Origin of the sequence: Cellvibrio sp. PSBB023, assembly GCF_002007605.1 — a bacterium.
Classification (GTDB): Bacteria; Pseudomonadota; Gammaproteobacteria; order Pseudomonadales; family Cellvibrionaceae; genus Cellvibrio.
On record NZ_CP019799.1, the window covers coordinates 4,216,478 to 4,231,205 of the forward strand.

Consider the following 14,728-nt stretch of genomic DNA (forward strand, 5'->3'; position numbering starts at 1 on the left):
ATCTGCTATTTATTTTTCTCTCGCTTATTCCTCATGCCTTGCAGCCGCTATTTCCATGCGGTGTACTTATTCATAAACGTATTTTTTGCATTTTTTTAGCCACAACCATCCAGTGTTAATATGCGCACTCCAATATTCTGCGCAGGTAAGCCCTATGGCAATTGAAATCGAACGCAAGTTTTTAGTAGTGGGGGATGCCTGGCGTGAGGCGCCTGCTTTGTTTTATAGCCAGGGCTATCTCAACAGTGACAAGACTCGTACCGTGCGCGTTCGTATTGCCGGTGAGCAGGCATTTCTCACCGTAAAGGGCGCCAACCAAGGCGCGAGTCGCGTGGAATTTGAATATGGCATTCCGGTGAGCGACGCGCGCGCACTCTTGCAACTGTGCGAACAACCGCTGATTGAAAAGTATCGCCGCAAAATAACCTACGCCGGTTTTGTGTGGGAGGTAGATGAATTCCTGGGTGAGAATCAGGGGTTGGTCGTCGCAGAGATCGAGCTACCGGCAGAAGATACCGTTTTTGCCAAACCGGAATGGGTCGCAGGGGAGGTGACCCATGAGTCGCGTTACTTTAACTCCAACTTGGCGCGTGAGCCCTATTGCCGGTGGAGGTAGTTAAATAGCTATTCGCTATTGATTTGCTAAAATCAATTTTCTTTGATAATAGTTATTGTTTGCCTAATATGGATTCATCGGCGGGTGACACAACCGCCACCTGAATGGCAAATGAGGATCGCATCATGGCAAAGACAGCAACATTCGCAGCAGTTCACTTCACTGTCGCCTTCTCCGTTGGTTACGCCTTGACGGGAAGCGCGGTAATCGGCGGCACCTTGGCGTTAGTGGAGCCCGCCGTGAATACAGTCGCCTTCTACTTTCACGAATTGGGTTGGAAGAAGTTTGCCGAGCACAAGGCTGTCATTACGGAAGCCATGGCACAACGGGTGATTTAGCGGGGGGAGGAGGATTGGTGCGCTCTGTTGCAGGGCGCACCAAGGGTTACTCGGGGGTATCCGTTGTTTCTTCGCGCTCTTGACCACGTTTTCTAAGCATGCGACCAAAAAACAGCCCTGCCTCAAATAGCATCCACATGGGAACGGCAAGCATCGCTTGGGAGAAAATATCAGGTGGTGTAAGCAGCATGCCCACTACAAAGCAGCCGACAATAATGTAGCGCCGCTTTTCAGCCAAACCTTCCGGCGTGACTATGCCTGCGTGAATCAGGAGCACTGTGGCAACCGGAATCTCAAACGCAAAGCCAAACGCAAAAAACATATGCAGCACCAAATCCAGGTATTTGGTGATGTCAGTCATTGCACTGACGCCTTCCAATTGGATACCCATGGTGAAGTTGAACAGCATGGGCAGCACCAGAAAGTACGCAAATGCCATGCCGGTAAAAAACAGCAATACACTGGAAATCAACAGCGGTGCGGCCAATTGTTTTTCGTGCTTGTAGAGCCCCGGCGCAATAAAGGCCCATACCTGATAAAGAATGAAGGGCACCGCCAGCAGCAGGGCTAAATAGAAGGTGAGTTTCAGCGGCGTTAAAAATGGCGAGATGACATCGGTGGCGATCATGTTACTGCCCTCGGGCAGTACCGCGATCAGCGGAGCTGAGACAATGCCGTAAATGTCGGTCGCAAATGGAAACAGGCAGATAAAAACTGCCAGCAGAAAATACACAATGTGCAGCAACCGGGTGCGCAGCTCAATGAGATGCTGCACCAGGGGCTGTTCTTTGTCCTGATGTGATGGGTTGTTCATACGCAATTAATGGCCTGTGCCAGTGGGCGGCGTGGGAGTAACGGGCTTATCGGTCACTGCCGCTTCCGTCGTTACGGGCGCCTGTTGATCCTGGGTATGGGCGTGATCCGGCAGTTCTTCCGGCGAGCCGTACTGACCACTGCGTTCGCGACGTGCCTGCTCATCGGCGTTATCCACCCCTAGCGCAGGCGGTTGGATGGCATTAGCCGATTCGTCGATGACGTTTTGGAACTGACGGCGAGTTTCTTCGATGTTTTGCAGAATCTCTTCATTGTGCAATTGGCGACGAATATCATCCGCGCCGATCTGCCGCTCAATTTCACTGCGGGTTTCGCGCAGGCTGCGTTTGAGCCTGCCAATCCACAGCCCAACCGTGCGCACAGTGCCTGGTAATTGCTCCGGGCCTATTACCACCAGTGCAACCACCAGACACACTAAAAGTTCGGTAAAACCTATATCAAACACAATTAAACCTTGGTGTTGTTTTGTTCAGTTTTTTCCGCGCTGGTCGTGGTAGCTGTACTTTTTTGTTCCAGGTTTTTCTGCGCTTCCTCTTCTTCTTTTTTGGCTTCATCGCTCATGGAGTTTTTGAAGCCTTTAATCATGCTGCCCAAATCGCTGCCCAGGGTTTTAAGGCGCTTGGTGCCAAATAACATCACAACAATCGCCAGTACAATAAGCAGTTGCCAAATACTGATTCCGCTAATACCCATGATGATTCTCCAATAAAGTGAATAGGTGATTAAGTGTTAGAACGTGCGGCCTTTTCATCGTGGCCAGACATATTAAAGCGACGCGCCAATTCGTTTAAGACTGCATCGGCACTTTCTCCCAAATGGGAGAGCATAACCAGGCTGTGAAACCAGAGGTCAGCGGTTTCATAAATGAGATCGCTGTTGTCACCACTGGTTTGTGCATCTTTGGCGGCCAGAATGGTTTCTGTACATTCTTCGCCAACTTTTTCCAGAATTTTGTTCAGGCCTTTTTGGTGCAAGCTGGCAACGTAAGAGGACTCTGCGTCGGCGTTGTTTTTGCGCGCCTCAAGAATAGCGGTCAGTTGTTTCAAAATGTCGTTGCTCATAGCCTTCTCTATCAATTTACACTCTGCTTTAGTAAATCTCGGCAGGATCTTTGAGAACCGGATCCACCGTTTGCCAGTTGCCATCTTTCAGAACCCGGTAAAAGCAGGATTCACGGCCAGTATGGCAGGCAATACCGCCCAACTGCTCTACTTGCAGTACCACTACATCTTCATCGCAATCCAGACGGATTTCATGCAATTTTTGTATATGGCCAGAGGTTTCCCCCTTGTGCCAGAGTTTACCGCGGGAGCGCGACCAATAAACGGCTTCACCGCGTTCAGCTGAGAGTTGCAGGGACTCGCGGTTCATCCATGCCATCATCAAAATGCGACCAGTGTTGGCATCCTGGGCGATTGCGGGAACCAGCCCATCGCTATTCCAGTTCACGGCGTCTAACCAATTACTCATAGTCTACTCGTACCCAATAGTTTACTCGTTTACCCTTGCTACAGAATCTTGCGCACGTATCGCTTTGAACAAATTATCGCGTAAATGTTGCTCGTTGAGCGTGCCAATAATCGCGCTGGTGACACCCGGTGGCGCATAGGCAAAGTCCAGTGCGCGCTGAATCGGGTCCTGCGTTTCGCGCTGTGCGGACAGGTTTGCATCAGGTGCGGGCGCATCATGGCAGATATGACCGCTGGCGAGAACCTTTTTCAAGAGGACGGCAGCACCATGTTGCGCAGATTTTGCGATGACTGGTGCCTCATCTTGCTGTCCGGCGTTGTAGGTCACCATCACCGCATCGCAGACTTCAGCGGCTAGCAGCCCGCCTTCCAGGGTTTTACTGGAGATACCCACCGCGCGTATCCAGCCTTCCTGCTTGAGCTGTTGCAAGGTGTGTAGCACCTCGGTGTGTTGCAGGATATCAAGGTCATTGCCATCCGAGTGGATTAGCACCAGATCCAGATAATCCGTACGCAGGCGACGCAGGGAGCGCTCTACGCTCCGGCGTGTGTGTTGGGCGCTGAAGTCAAAGTGGGAGTGGCCCTGGGTGGAAAACTTGTCGGGGGTGAACTCCTCACCGACTTTGGTGGAAATCACCCAGTCTTTGCGCGATTTGCGCAGTGCATCGCCCACGCGCTCTTCACTGTAGCCGTATGCAGGGGCAGTATCGATCAGGTTGACGCCCATGGCGTAGGCGCAGTCGATCAGGCGCCGGACTTGCTCATCGCTGGGCAGCTCAAATTGGGTAGGGTATTTGAGGCTTTGATTGCGGCCGAATTTAACGGTACCCAAGCCCAGAGTGCTTACGTCAATATCGGTGCGGCCAAGGCGCTTGCGGGGCATCATGCGGGGTTATCCTCTTGCTGTGGTATGGCGCCAGCGTGTTGTTTCAGGGCTGCTCATCGTCCGGCTCGCGAAAGCGCAAGGCGAGGGCCTCTTCGGCACTGAGCGCGGGCGGAAAGGCTTGTTCCCATGGGGTTTTGGCCAAGGAGGCCAGCGGCAGCCAGGTGAGTAGTGATGTTTGTGGGTGTATTGGTGCGATATTACCGCTGGTCAGTAACGCCAGTGCCTGATTGGCTAAATTAGGTGCCAGGGTCAATTTAGTAGGCCAGCCGACCAGCAGGTTACTGGCGCCGGTTGCCGGTGCTACAAACGCATTGTCGGGGCGGACAAAACCGGGTTGTAGCGGCTCTGCCCGGTCAATGGGCAGGCAGGCCCACTCGGCATCGTCCAGGTTTACCCAGGGGATGAGTTCTGCCAGCTCGGCGCGCGCACGCGCAATCAAGGCTTCTGCCTCCATGCTGGCACCTTGTTCTGCCAGGCTGCCCCCAGGTACCAGACATGACCGCCATCGGGTAAGCGATGACTGGATATGGTCAGGCGCGGGGTGGTTTCGCGGCCCAGGCAATGGCCGTAAAAGTCGAAGGGGTAATGGTGTTTGAGCATCACCTGTTGCAGCGGTCGCAGTTGCATGGCGGGTTGATCCAGTCCCAGTTCAGCCAGCAATTGTGCATTGCCTTTACCGGCGGTGAAGATAAAGCGCTGTGCATGGATAACCACATCGCCCTGATCGCCAGTGATTTTCACTGTCACCTTATTGGTGTTGTCGCGCTGCAATTGGGCCTTTTGCCAATCAATCTGGTAGCAACAGCCTTCGATATTGTTGGCGAGGTTGGCAACCAGGCTGGGGGTGTCTATCACCAGGTCTTCCAGGCGATAGAGGCTGCCGCTAAAGTCCTTGTGGCGCAGCAGGGGCGGGCGTCGATCCGGGTGCACCGCATCGACGCGGCCACGGGTGATCTTGCTGGCAAAAAAGCTGGTGATCTTGCTGCCGAGATCATCGCCCGACCACATAAAAAAGTGATCGCTGAGAATACGGGTATGGCGCAAATCCACATCGCCCTCGCCACACAAGCAGGCGCGCCAGTGTCCGGGCATTTCAGCGATGGCTTCGGAGGCGCCGGTCAGGGTCCCGGCCAGGGTGTATTTCATGCCGCCGTGAATCATGCCTTGTGAGGCGAGTGTTTGGTCGCTGCCCAAGGCCTTGGACTCAAACAGGGCGATGCTAAAACCGGCGAGTTTGGCGCGATTGGCCAGCCATAGGCCCGCTACCCCGCCACCGATAATGGCGATGTCCAGATGAATCTCGTGTTGGGGTGTGCTCATCGGCAGTGAATTTCCGGTAGCTGATCGGTCAGGCGGCGCAGTATAAGTGTTTCAGTGGCGAATTACCCTTGTCGCGCCATGCGCATGTGCTGCTAATATGCGTAAAAATTTTACGGGTATGTGGATCACGATGTCATTCACCTTGTTGTTAACGGATGTAAACTCCCCTCTGGGTAAAGCGCTGGAGCACGAGCTTGAGCGCGAGCCTTTCAAGCTGCTCATGCCGGCTGGCAGCCTGTTGGATTGGTCGGATCAGGCGGCGGTTAGCGCCTATATTGAGCGCGAAAAGCCTGATCTGGTAATTAATTGTCGCGGCTGGGAAGAGGCCTATCATCCCGGTGGCCAAATGCCCTTGGTCGAAACCGCGCGGCACTTGGTACCGGCCTGCAAGCTGGCCGATATCCCCCTGATCCACTTTTCCAGTTACAGCGTGTTTGGCGCTGACCCCAAAGGCACCCACAGCGAAAAGGATGTGCCTGCACCCCAGAACGAAACCGGTGCGGCGTTTGTGGAAGCTGAACAGGCGATCAGTGCCGGATTACAGCGCTTTATTGTATTGCGTTTGAGTTGGGTGATTGGAGCCTATGGCGATAACCATTTAACACGGCTACTCAGCGCCTTTTTGGCGGGAGCTTCGGTAACGGTGAATCGCCGCTTGCGCGGTGCGCCTACAGCCTTGTCCGATGCGGCGCGAGTGGCCGTTGCCATGGCCAAGCAAATCAGTTGTGGTGCCGAGAATTGGGGGGTGATGCATTACTGCAGTGGCGACGCCTGCGCAGAGGATGAATTTGCCGATCAAGTCCTGCAATTGCTGATTCAACAGCAGTTATTAACCGCTGAGCCAAGCCTGACACTGGTGGATGCCGAGCCAGAAAATGAACCGCTCAGTGCCGTGTTGGGGTGCCGCCACGCGCGCGATAATTTTGGCATACAGGCGCGCTCCTGGCGCCCCAGCTTATTGCCGTTGGTCAAGCAATGGCTGCACAACCGCGAGCAAATCAAAGCGGCGCAGTAGTGCGTGCATCGGCATAAAAAAAACCGCGAGACGCTGATGCGGCTCGCGGTTTTTATTTTTCTACGGCGGGTAATTAAACGCGCTGCCCTTTAGATCCTTTGAAAAACCAGGGTCGCGTTGGTGCCGCCAAAGCCAAAGCTGTTGGACATCACACGGTTCAGTTTCACGCCGTCTTGACGCTTGAGCGCGATGGGCATACCCACGGCTTCCGGGTCGAGGGTTTCGATATTGGCTGAGGCGCAAATAAAATCGTGTTCCATCATCAACAGGCTGTAAATCGCCTCTTGTACGCCGGTGGCGCCAAGGCTGTGGCCGGTGAGGGATTTGGTGGAACTGATGGCAGGAATATTGGCACCAAAGGTTTCTTTGATGGCGCGCAATTCAGCAAGATCACCCACAGGAGTAGACGTGCCATGTGAGTTGATGTAGTCGATATCGCCGTCAACGGTAGACAGCGCTTGTTTCATGCAGCGCACAGCACCTTCTCCTGATGGTGCCACCATATCGTAGCCATCGGAAGTTGCGCCGTAGCCGACGATTTCGGCATAGATTTTCGCACCACGCGCTTTGGCGTGTTCATATTCTTCAATCACCAAACAGCCACCGCCGCCCGCGATTACAAAACCGTCGCGGTTAGCGTCATAAGCGCGCGAGGCCTGGTCAGGAGTTTCGTTGTATTTGGTGGAGAGTGCACCCATCGCATCAAACAATGCGGTCAGGGTCCAATGCTCTTCTTCGCCGCCACCGGCAAATACCACATCTTGTTTGCCAAGTTGGATTTGCTCCATCGCAACACCAATACAGTGGGCGCTGGTCGCACAGGCGGAGGAGATCGAGTAGTTAACCCCTTTGATTTTAAACGGCGTTGCCAAACAGGCAGAGGTAGTGCTGCCCATGGTTTGCGTTACGCGATAAGGGCCAACACGCTTCAAGCCTTTCTCGCGCAGAATATCTGCCGCTTCCACCAGATTTTTGGAAGAAGCACCGCCTGAACCCATGATGATACCGGTGCGTTCGTTGGATACCTGGTCTTCGCTCAAACCGGCGTCGGCAATAGCTTGTTCCATGGAGAGATAGGCATAGGCCGCCGCATCGCCCATAAAACGCAGTACCTTGCGATCGATTAGCTCGGCCAGATTGATATCGATGGAGCCTGCAACATGGCTGCGAAAGCCCATTTCTTTGTACGCTTCCTGAAATTTGATACCGGAACGGCCAGCGCGCAATGCATCCAACACGGCATTTTTATCATTGCCCAGACAGGACACAATTCCCATACCGGTAACAACAACGCGTTTCATAGGCTACCTCTTTTGTATTTAGCTACAGCGCCTGAACAGCAGGTTTTCACAGAGTCTGGCGGATTAAACGGAGTGCCAGTATGCCATAGAAGGCACGCTGCTCACTCCTTGTTGTAATGGCTTGTAAGTTGTCGCGTGGGGGTTACGACTTAAAAGCTGTCTGTATTTTGGAACAAGCCAACACGCAAATCGTTTGCGAAGTAGATGTCTTTGCCATCGCAAGAAACGCGGCCATCGGCGATGCCCATGATCAGCTTGCGCTCGATCACTCGCTTCAGGTTGATGTGATAGGTGATTTTCTTCGCGGTGGGAAGAATTTGGCCGGTGAATTTCAGTTCGCCGCAGCCTAGCGCACGACCGCGCCCTGGGTTGCCTTTCCAGCCAAGGAAGAAACCCACTAATTGCCACATAGCATCCAACCCCAGACAGCCGGGCATAACCGGGTCGCCGGGAAAGTGGCACTCAAAGAACCACAAGTCAGGGGAGATATCCAACTCTGCCACAATTTCGCCTTTGCCAAATTCACCGCCGGTTTGGCTGATATGTGTAATGCGATCTAGCATCAACATATTAGGTTTGGGCAACTGTGCATTGCCTGGGCCAAACAGCAGGCCGTCGCCGCATTTCAACAGGTCTTCACGGCTATAGGAGCTTTGTGGTTCAAAGGTGGTCATCGACATTACTCAGGTTGTTAATGATGGCTACAGCAAGGCCGCCGCGCAAAAGTGCGCCATTCTAACCGCTGTAGCTCAGTTGTCCAGTTAGACGGATACCTGTTGCCTGGGCAATAGGCGTCGTCAGGGTGAATTGTTTCCTTGGGTAGCGCCCCGCGCTTGCGCGCTTAGAAACTGCGCGCCAAGGAGAACTCGGCCAGTTCCTTCATCGCCCGGGTGTAGAGGTTATCGGGCAGGTGTTGCAACTGTGCAATGGCAGATTGGACCTGCGCTTTGGCGGCATCGAGGGTGTAGGTCATGCCGCCTGTGGCTTGCACTATGTCCAGAATCGCGGGGAGTTGGCTGGCATCGCCGTTGCGAATTGCGGTAGCGATCAGCTCGGCCTGCGCCGGTGTTCCGGTACGCATGGCATAAATCAGTGGCAGGGTGGGTTTGCCTTCGGCCAGGTCATCGCCCACATTTTTGCCCAGGGTTGCGGCATCGCCGGTGTAGTCCAGGGCATCGTCCACCAACTGGAAGGCAACTCCCACATGACGACCATACAGGCGCAGGGCGTCACGCTGGGCCGCCGTGCCGCCACAATGAGTCGCAGCCACTTCGCAGGCGGCGGCAAACAGGATGGCGGTTTTTTTATCGATCACGCGGAAGTAGTTTTCCTCGTTTACCTTAGGGTCTTTGGCGTTAACCAGTTGCTGTACTTCACCTTCAGCGATGATGTTGGTGGTATCGCTGAGAATGGCCATCACATCCATATTGCCGATTCCCACCATCATCTGGAAGGCGCGGGAATACAGGAAATCGCCCACTAATACACTCGGGGCATTACCCCATTGGGCATTGGCGGTGGGGCGGCCACGGCGCAGGTTGGACATATCCACCACATCGTCGTGCAGCAGGGTGGCAGTGTGGATGAATTCGATAATCGCCGCCAGCGACAAGTGATCCTTGCCCTTGTAGCCCAGTGCATTGGCGGTCAGTAGTACCAGTAGGGGGCGCAGGCGTTTGCCGCCGGCTTCGACAAGGTAGTGGCCGATGTTTTCAACCAAACCGACATCGGAGTGAAGTTTCTCGATAATCAGTTGGTTGACTGCGCTGAAGTCGTCTTTGACGGCCTGATGAAATGGCAACATGAAGTTTTCTTATTTATCAGATGGGAGAAAAGATTGGCGGCAATGCTAGCAGCGGAGGATCGAGAGTCAAGGAAAAGCTGGTGCGGCGAGTGCATCGAACCAGATTGTCGGCTGTGGCGCCGTCGCGGCATAGGCGAGGGCGATTGAGTCCCCTTCGGGCAATTGCCACTGCTGAAACTGCCAGTCGGCATGGGCGTGGGGGAGTGTCGGGTTAATCGCGGCACGGATTTGGGGCGGTGCGCCGGGGTTGTTATCGCTCGCCAGCGTGAAATGAATATTCTCCAGCCCGGCAGAAATGCCCAAGCCGATGGCCTTGAAGAAGGCTTCTTTCAAGGTCCAGAGGCGATAAAAATAATCCGTTTGATCGTCGGCGGGCTGGCTGCTAAGAAGGGCGTATTCCTGCGGGTGAAAATAATGCTCGGCAATGCCCGGTAAATCCCGTGCGCGGCGATTGGCTTCTATATCCACGCCGAGCAGCGCTGTGCGGGACACCGCCAATAGTGCCCAATGCCCGCTGTGGCTAAGGCTGAAATGAATATCGCTGTGCGGGATATAGGGCTTGCCCTTGTCTGTGCGCGCAAAGGTGATGGCCGCCGCCGGTGTGCCGGTGTAGCGTGCCAGGCAGCTGCGCAACAACCAGCGACTGGCGATGTAACTTTCTTTGCCGCGAATAAACTTTTCTGCCTTGGCCTGCTCCTCCGCGCTCATGACGCTGAGAGCGGCCCTGCTATGCCATTCACCAACATGGCGTAGATCCAGCAGCCATAAATGTACCTGCTGATGCTCCAGCGACATGGGGGTGGAAAAGGGCGGGATGGACGGTGAGTGATTCAAGTTAGTCATGTGCTGCAATCGGGTTCGGGTGAAGCGGGATAATACGCGACTTGGCGCTCGCCCGCTAAATTGTGCCTGTGGCTGCTTTTATGCTCTAATTCGCGCCCTCAAAACATGCGATCCCTTTTCTCTCATTACTCCCACTATTTTCTGGAGCTGTTATGCAAATCACCGCCGACAAAGTTGTCAGCTTTCACTACCGCCTGAGCGAAACCGGCGGCGAGCTGCTGGAATCCTCATACGATGCAGAGCCAACACTCTACCTCCATGGGCATAATGGTTTATTGGCTGCGCTGGAAGCCGCGTTGGATGGCAAGCAAGCGGGTGACAAAGTCACCGTGAACCTGACGCCCGAGCAGGGCTATGGCCAGCGTCAGGAAGGTGCTACCCAACGTATTCCCATCAAGCATTTGTTGGGCTATGAAAAAATCAAAAACAAAATCAAACCCGGCATGAAAGTCGCGGTGAACACCCAGCACGGCCCTTGGGATGCCATCGTATTAAAAGTCGGTAAATTCAATGTGGATATCGATAGCAATCACCCACTCGCGGGTAAACATCTCGATTTTGAATTGGAAGTGGTAGAAGTGCGCGATGCCTCCGACGAAGAGTTGGCTCATGGCCATGCTCACGGCGTAGGTGGTCACCATCACGATTAATTTTCACGTGTTGTTGTGCCCCAAAAGCCCGCACTTGCTGCGGGCTTTTTATTGATGGGTAGTTTTGCGGCTCGCTCGCCTGTGTTGAGAATTGTAAACCTGAAGTCAACGTTGTCATTTTTTGATTGCGACTTGAGGTGGTGCTCGGTTATGGTGGGTTTTTAGGGCGGTATCCACCCTAACATTTACTATAACAACAGCGCTTGTCAGTGGCGCAACGGGCAATCACATGAATAATCCAACCAGCAGTGCCAGTCGTGTGTTATCGATTGATGTCTTTCGCGGCATCATTATTTTCACCATGGTGTTTGTCAATGAGTTGGCGGGTGTCGCCGATGTGCCCCAGTGGATGAAACATTTGCCTGCTGATGTGGATGGCATGACCTTTGTCGACCTGGTATTCCCGGCGTTTCTGTTTATCGTCGGCATGTCCATTCCCTTTGCAATTCAGGCACGCACCAACAAAGGCGATTCAGCGCTGGATATTTTTAAACACATCGCACTGCGCAGTCTGGGCTTGCTGGTGATTGGTGTCTTTATGGTGAATGCCGAATCCGGCTACGACGCTGCAGCTATGGGCATTTCTATGCCGCTGTGGACGCTGTTGATGTTTATCTATGTGTTATTGATCTGGTCGAATTATCCCAAAACCCTTTCACCTGCCTTGGTGTTGGGCGCAAAACTGATGGGGGTTGCTGGGTTAGTCATGCTCTGGTGGATGTACAAAGGCCCGGACGATACCGGCATGACCACCCAGTGGTGGGGTATTCTCGGGTTGATCGGTTGGGCCTATTTAATGGCGGGGACTTTGTTTTTAATCACTCGCCAATTCGCCGCACCCGCGACACAATTTTTTATGCTTGCGCTGGCATCGCTCGCCCTGATTGCATTATTTTTTGTGCTGGATGCAGCGAAAGCGAATTTGATGGGGGTGCCGGTATTGGGTGCACTGGCAGAATTCAATGGCAATAATACCCATGGGGCAATTGTGTTAGCGGGCGTGATTCTCTCGCAATTATTTTATTTGCCGAATTTCGCCGCCAATAAATTCAAACACTATCTTATTTTTACCGCTGTTGTGGCGTTGCTTGCGTTTGCCAGTTGGCAGGTTTCACCCATCTCCAAAATATGGGCAACACCCAGTTGGGCATTATTCAGTGTGTTCTTTTGCTGTTTGATTTTTGGTGCGGTTTATTGGCTGGTGGATGTAAAACAGCAGCGCGCCTGGACGGTATTTTTTGAGCCCTCGGCCACCAATCCCCTATTGGTTTATATATTGCCGTACATAGTGTTATCACTGTGTGGGATTTTAGGTTTTTATCTTCGTCCTGCGTTTTTTAACGCAGGTCTGGCGGGCATTCTGTGGAGCCTGGGTTTTGCGTGCGTGATGATGGGAATTGGCGCACTACTGACGCGCATGGGGTTACGGGTAAAACTCTGATGTATTGAAATAGCTGCCCTGTAGCGGGGCAGGTTTGCACTAATTGGTTTGGCGGCTTATGCGTCTTCTGTGCGCGGCCATGTAGGCTTGGCGCTAAACCAGAACTCCGGTTTTAAACCAATCAAACGATAAACGCCTTGCGGCAAATCCTGTTTGACATTGACTATGTTGCGGGTCACCTGTGCGTGGCTAATTGCACCTTGCACATACTGCTGCATCAGGCGCGCAATTTGTTCAATGTCTTGCTCGGGGGATTCAAGCAAATAATTGCCATCTTTTAAACTGCGAACCAGTGCTTGATTGTATTTCGCACCGCGCTCAGTCATCAGCTGCAGTGTGTCGGTGATGCGCGTGTCGCCGCAGCCGGTTTGCATACCCGCGCTAAACATGGCGCAGCCGGGGACATTGTCTTTGTCATCCCCCAGTTTGTTGATGTAAATAAACTGCAGCCAATTTTCCAACTGTTCCAATGGGGTATTGATGGGGGACAGGATACAGTCCAGATCCCGACGAATCACATCCCAATGGTGAGTGGTTGCCTCGCAAAAAAGCTCCGCTTTGGATTCAAAGTGGTGATAGAAGCTCCCCTTGGTTACGCCCGCTTGTTTGCAGATTTCATTCACGCCCACAGAGTTGTAGTTGCTGTTCCAAATCAGGTTCAGCGCGGTTTCCAGTAGCAAAGTGCGGGTATCTGTAGTGCTCATAAGCTGGATTCTCGTACAAACGTTATGGTTATTATGATACCGGGTGGTATGTTTTTCAATCGCAAGCTTGCGCCTTGCTGGGGCAGTATGCCACTTATTCTGCTCCATATTAACTCCCTCTATGTGCCGACCCCCTTGATTTTACTCACTTTTCTGAGCTGGCTGCCGCCCAGATTTTGCGCACCATAAAAACAAAATAAAAAATTTGTTGACCACCATACCTACCGGTATGTATAGTTTTCCGAAATGACCCGTTTAACCCCGCCGATTTTGTATCCAGGGAGTTTTACCCAGGCATTATTTTGCTCAGGAGCAACAGGAGACTATCATGAGTAGCAGTATTTCCCCTCGCAAGTTCTTAACTTATGGCGCTCTGGCCATACTCACAGGTATAGCTGGCTTTCATTACATAACGGGCGTTGCCGCTTCGGCCCCTGCTGCCGTACCGCCTGCTCCCGCTGTGGATGTAATGGTGCTGGCGCCTCAGGAGATCCGTACCTGGGCCAGTTTTTCCGGACGTTTGGCGCCAGTTGAAAGTGCCGCAATCAAGCCGCTGGTGAGCGGCACTATCCAGCAGGTGCTCTTCACCGAAGGCCAGCAAGTGAAAAAAGGTCAGCCACTGTTTGTGATTGATCCGCGTCCGCATCAGGCATCGGTTCAGCGCGCACAGGCACAACTGGCGACGGCCCAATCCCGCGCCAAGCTGGCACAGGATGAACTCAGTCGTGCCCAGCAATTGATTGCCGCCAAATTGGTCTCGCAAAGTATTTATGACTCGGCGTTGAGCACCCATCAGGTTGCGCAGGCCGATGTAAAGCAAGCGGAAGCGGCCTTGAGTCAGGCAAAGCTGGATTTGGAATACGCCCACATTAGTGCGCCAATCAGCGGTCGTGTTGGTCGCGCGGAATTAACGGTAGGCAATGTGGTAGAGGCGGGAGCCAATGCGCCGCTGCTTACCCAAATTGTTGCCAACGACAAGCTTTACGCCGAGTTTAATGTGGATGAAGCGACATACATTCAATTTGTGCGCAACACCAAAAATACACAATTAATGCCGGTGGAATTAACACTCGCCAGCGATACCAGTGTGGTTTATCAGGGCAATATCAGTGCCTTTGATAATCGCCTGGATACCAACAGCGGCACCATTCGTGCACGCGCCATTGTCGACAACAATGATGGTGCATTAACGGCGGGAATGTTTGCCACAGTGCGTTTGGGGTCGGCTGAAAAAATTCAGGCGTTATTAGTGCCCGAGCGCGCTATTGGCACCAACCAGAGCAAAAAGTTTGTATTGGTTGTGGATGAAAATAACACGGCAACTTATCGCGAAGTAACACCCGGTGAACATCACCAAGGGCAGCGCGTTATCCTCTCAGGTGTGGCGGCGGGTGATAAGGTGATTGTGAATGGTTTGTCCCATGTGCGCCCCAATTCCACCGTTAATCCCAGTGTGACCCAAGCGATCGATGCAACCGTTGTTGCTGCCAATCATTAAGCGTTTCCC

Annotated in this window: 19 protein-coding genes; 6 read left to right on the top strand and 13 right to left on the bottom strand. The window is 53.1% G+C overall.

From position 1 onward, the window contains the following. Positions 1-154 precede the first annotated feature (154 nt). Together B0D95_RS18175 and B0D95_RS18180 are read left to right on the top strand one after the other, a co-directional pair. Positions 155-616 carry a CYTH domain-containing protein gene (locus B0D95_RS18175; protein ID WP_078045181.1) on the top strand — a complete coding sequence of 154 codons (462 nt, stop codon included), beginning with the start codon at positions 155-157 and terminating at the stop codon, positions 614-616. Between the two features lie 125 nt (positions 617-741). Then, positions 742-954, top strand: a complete 213-nt coding sequence (locus B0D95_RS18180; protein ID WP_078045182.1) for a DUF2061 domain-containing protein — start codon at positions 742-744, stop codon at positions 952-954. A gap of 46 nt (positions 955-1,000) precedes the next feature. Here B0D95_RS18180 and tatC read toward each other — a convergent pair whose 3' ends face one another. From tatC to B0D95_RS18215, 8 genes are read right to left on the bottom strand one after another with little or no spacing between them, the layout of a single operon-like run. Then, positions 1,001-1,768: a twin-arginine translocase subunit TatC gene (gene tatC / locus B0D95_RS18185; protein ID WP_078045183.1), complete on the bottom strand. Its 768-nt coding sequence runs from the start codon at positions 1,766-1,768 to the stop codon at positions 1,001-1,003. A gap of 6 nt (positions 1,769-1,774) precedes the next feature. After that, on the bottom strand, positions 1,775-2,233 hold the full coding sequence (tatB, locus tag B0D95_RS18190; protein WP_078045184.1) for a Sec-independent protein translocase protein TatB: 459 nt from the start codon (positions 2,231-2,233) through the stop codon (positions 1,775-1,777). A 2-nt stretch (positions 2,234-2,235) separates the two neighbouring features. Further along, a complete protein-coding gene (gene tatA / locus B0D95_RS18195; RefSeq protein WP_078045185.1) occupies positions 2,236-2,481 on the bottom strand; it encodes a twin-arginine translocase TatA/TatE family subunit in 246 nt (81 codons plus the stop codon). Positions 2,482-2,510: 29 nt separating this feature from the next. Next, positions 2,511-2,849, bottom strand: a complete 339-nt coding sequence (locus B0D95_RS18200) for a phosphoribosyl-ATP diphosphatase (protein ID WP_078045186.1) — start codon at positions 2,847-2,849, stop codon at positions 2,511-2,513. A gap of 28 nt (positions 2,850-2,877) precedes the next feature. Further along, entirely contained in the window at positions 2,878-3,258 is a 381-nt protein-coding gene (gene hisI / locus B0D95_RS18205) for a phosphoribosyl-AMP cyclohydrolase (RefSeq protein WP_078045187.1), read from the bottom strand. A 21-nt stretch (positions 3,259-3,279) separates the two neighbouring features. Further along, positions 3,280-4,143, bottom strand: coding sequence for an aldo/keto reductase (locus tag B0D95_RS18210; protein ID WP_078045188.1), 864 nt, complete (start codon positions 4,141-4,143; stop codon positions 3,280-3,282). Between the two features lie 43 nt (positions 4,144-4,186). After that, entirely contained in the window at positions 4,187-4,597 is a 411-nt protein-coding gene (locus tag B0D95_RS20900) for a hypothetical protein (protein WP_246841650.1), read from the bottom strand. Beyond that, positions 4,579-5,463: an FAD-dependent oxidoreductase gene (locus B0D95_RS18215; protein WP_246841651.1), complete on the bottom strand. Its 885-nt coding sequence runs from the start codon at positions 5,461-5,463 to the stop codon at positions 4,579-4,581. The genes B0D95_RS20900 and B0D95_RS18215 overlap by 19 nt, the downstream gene beginning before the upstream one ends. Positions 5,464-5,560: 97 nt before the next feature. Here B0D95_RS18215 and B0D95_RS18220 point away from each other — a divergent pair, with 97 nt between their 5' ends. After that, a complete protein-coding gene (locus B0D95_RS18220; RefSeq protein ID WP_246841652.1) occupies positions 5,561-6,478 on the top strand; it encodes a sugar nucleotide-binding protein in 918 nt (305 codons plus the stop codon). An 89-nt stretch (positions 6,479-6,567) separates the two neighbouring features. Here B0D95_RS18220 and fabB read toward each other — a convergent pair whose 3' ends face one another. The 4 genes from fabB to B0D95_RS18240 form a co-directional block, all read right to left on the bottom strand. Beyond that, a complete protein-coding gene (fabB, locus tag B0D95_RS18225) occupies positions 6,568-7,779 on the bottom strand; it encodes a beta-ketoacyl-ACP synthase I (protein WP_078045190.1) in 1,212 nt (403 codons plus the stop codon). Between the two features lie 149 nt (positions 7,780-7,928). Next, complete coding sequence (gene fabA / locus B0D95_RS18230) at positions 7,929-8,453, bottom strand: 3-hydroxyacyl-[acyl-carrier-protein] dehydratase FabA (RefSeq protein WP_078045191.1); 525 nt, start codon at positions 8,451-8,453, stop codon at positions 7,929-7,931. 167 nt (positions 8,454-8,620) lie between these two features. Further along, the gene (locus tag B0D95_RS18235; protein WP_078045192.1) at positions 8,621-9,583 is read right to left on the bottom strand and encodes a polyprenyl synthetase family protein; all 963 of its coding nucleotides are present in this window, start codon (positions 9,581-9,583) and stop codon (positions 8,621-8,623) included. A gap of 66 nt (positions 9,584-9,649) precedes the next feature. Then, a complete protein-coding gene (locus B0D95_RS18240; protein WP_078045193.1) occupies positions 9,650-10,426 on the bottom strand; it encodes a 4'-phosphopantetheinyl transferase superfamily protein in 777 nt (258 codons plus the stop codon). A 152-nt stretch (positions 10,427-10,578) separates the two neighbouring features. On the opposite strand from B0D95_RS18240, the gene B0D95_RS18245 reads away from it, so the two are divergent. Both B0D95_RS18245 and B0D95_RS18250 read left to right on the top strand, forming a co-directional pair. Beyond that, complete coding sequence (locus B0D95_RS18245; RefSeq protein ID WP_078045194.1) at positions 10,579-11,076, top strand: peptidylprolyl isomerase; 498 nt, start codon at positions 10,579-10,581, stop codon at positions 11,074-11,076. A gap of 229 nt (positions 11,077-11,305) precedes the next feature. Beyond that, positions 11,306-12,517: a DUF5009 domain-containing protein gene (locus tag B0D95_RS18250; RefSeq protein WP_078045195.1), complete on the top strand. Its 1,212-nt coding sequence runs from the start codon at positions 11,306-11,308 to the stop codon at positions 12,515-12,517. 56 nt (positions 12,518-12,573) lie between these two features. Here B0D95_RS18250 and B0D95_RS18255 read toward each other — a convergent pair whose 3' ends face one another. Continuing rightward, on the bottom strand, positions 12,574-13,221 hold the full coding sequence (locus tag B0D95_RS18255) for a TetR/AcrR family transcriptional regulator (RefSeq protein ID WP_078045196.1): 648 nt from the start codon (positions 13,219-13,221) through the stop codon (positions 12,574-12,576). A gap of 328 nt (positions 13,222-13,549) precedes the next feature. On the opposite strand from B0D95_RS18255, the gene B0D95_RS18260 reads away from it, so the two are divergent. Beyond that, positions 13,550-14,719, top strand: a complete 1,170-nt coding sequence (locus B0D95_RS18260) for an efflux RND transporter periplasmic adaptor subunit (protein WP_078045197.1) — start codon at positions 13,550-13,552, stop codon at positions 14,717-14,719. The last annotated feature ends 9 nt before the right edge of the window (positions 14,720-14,728 follow it).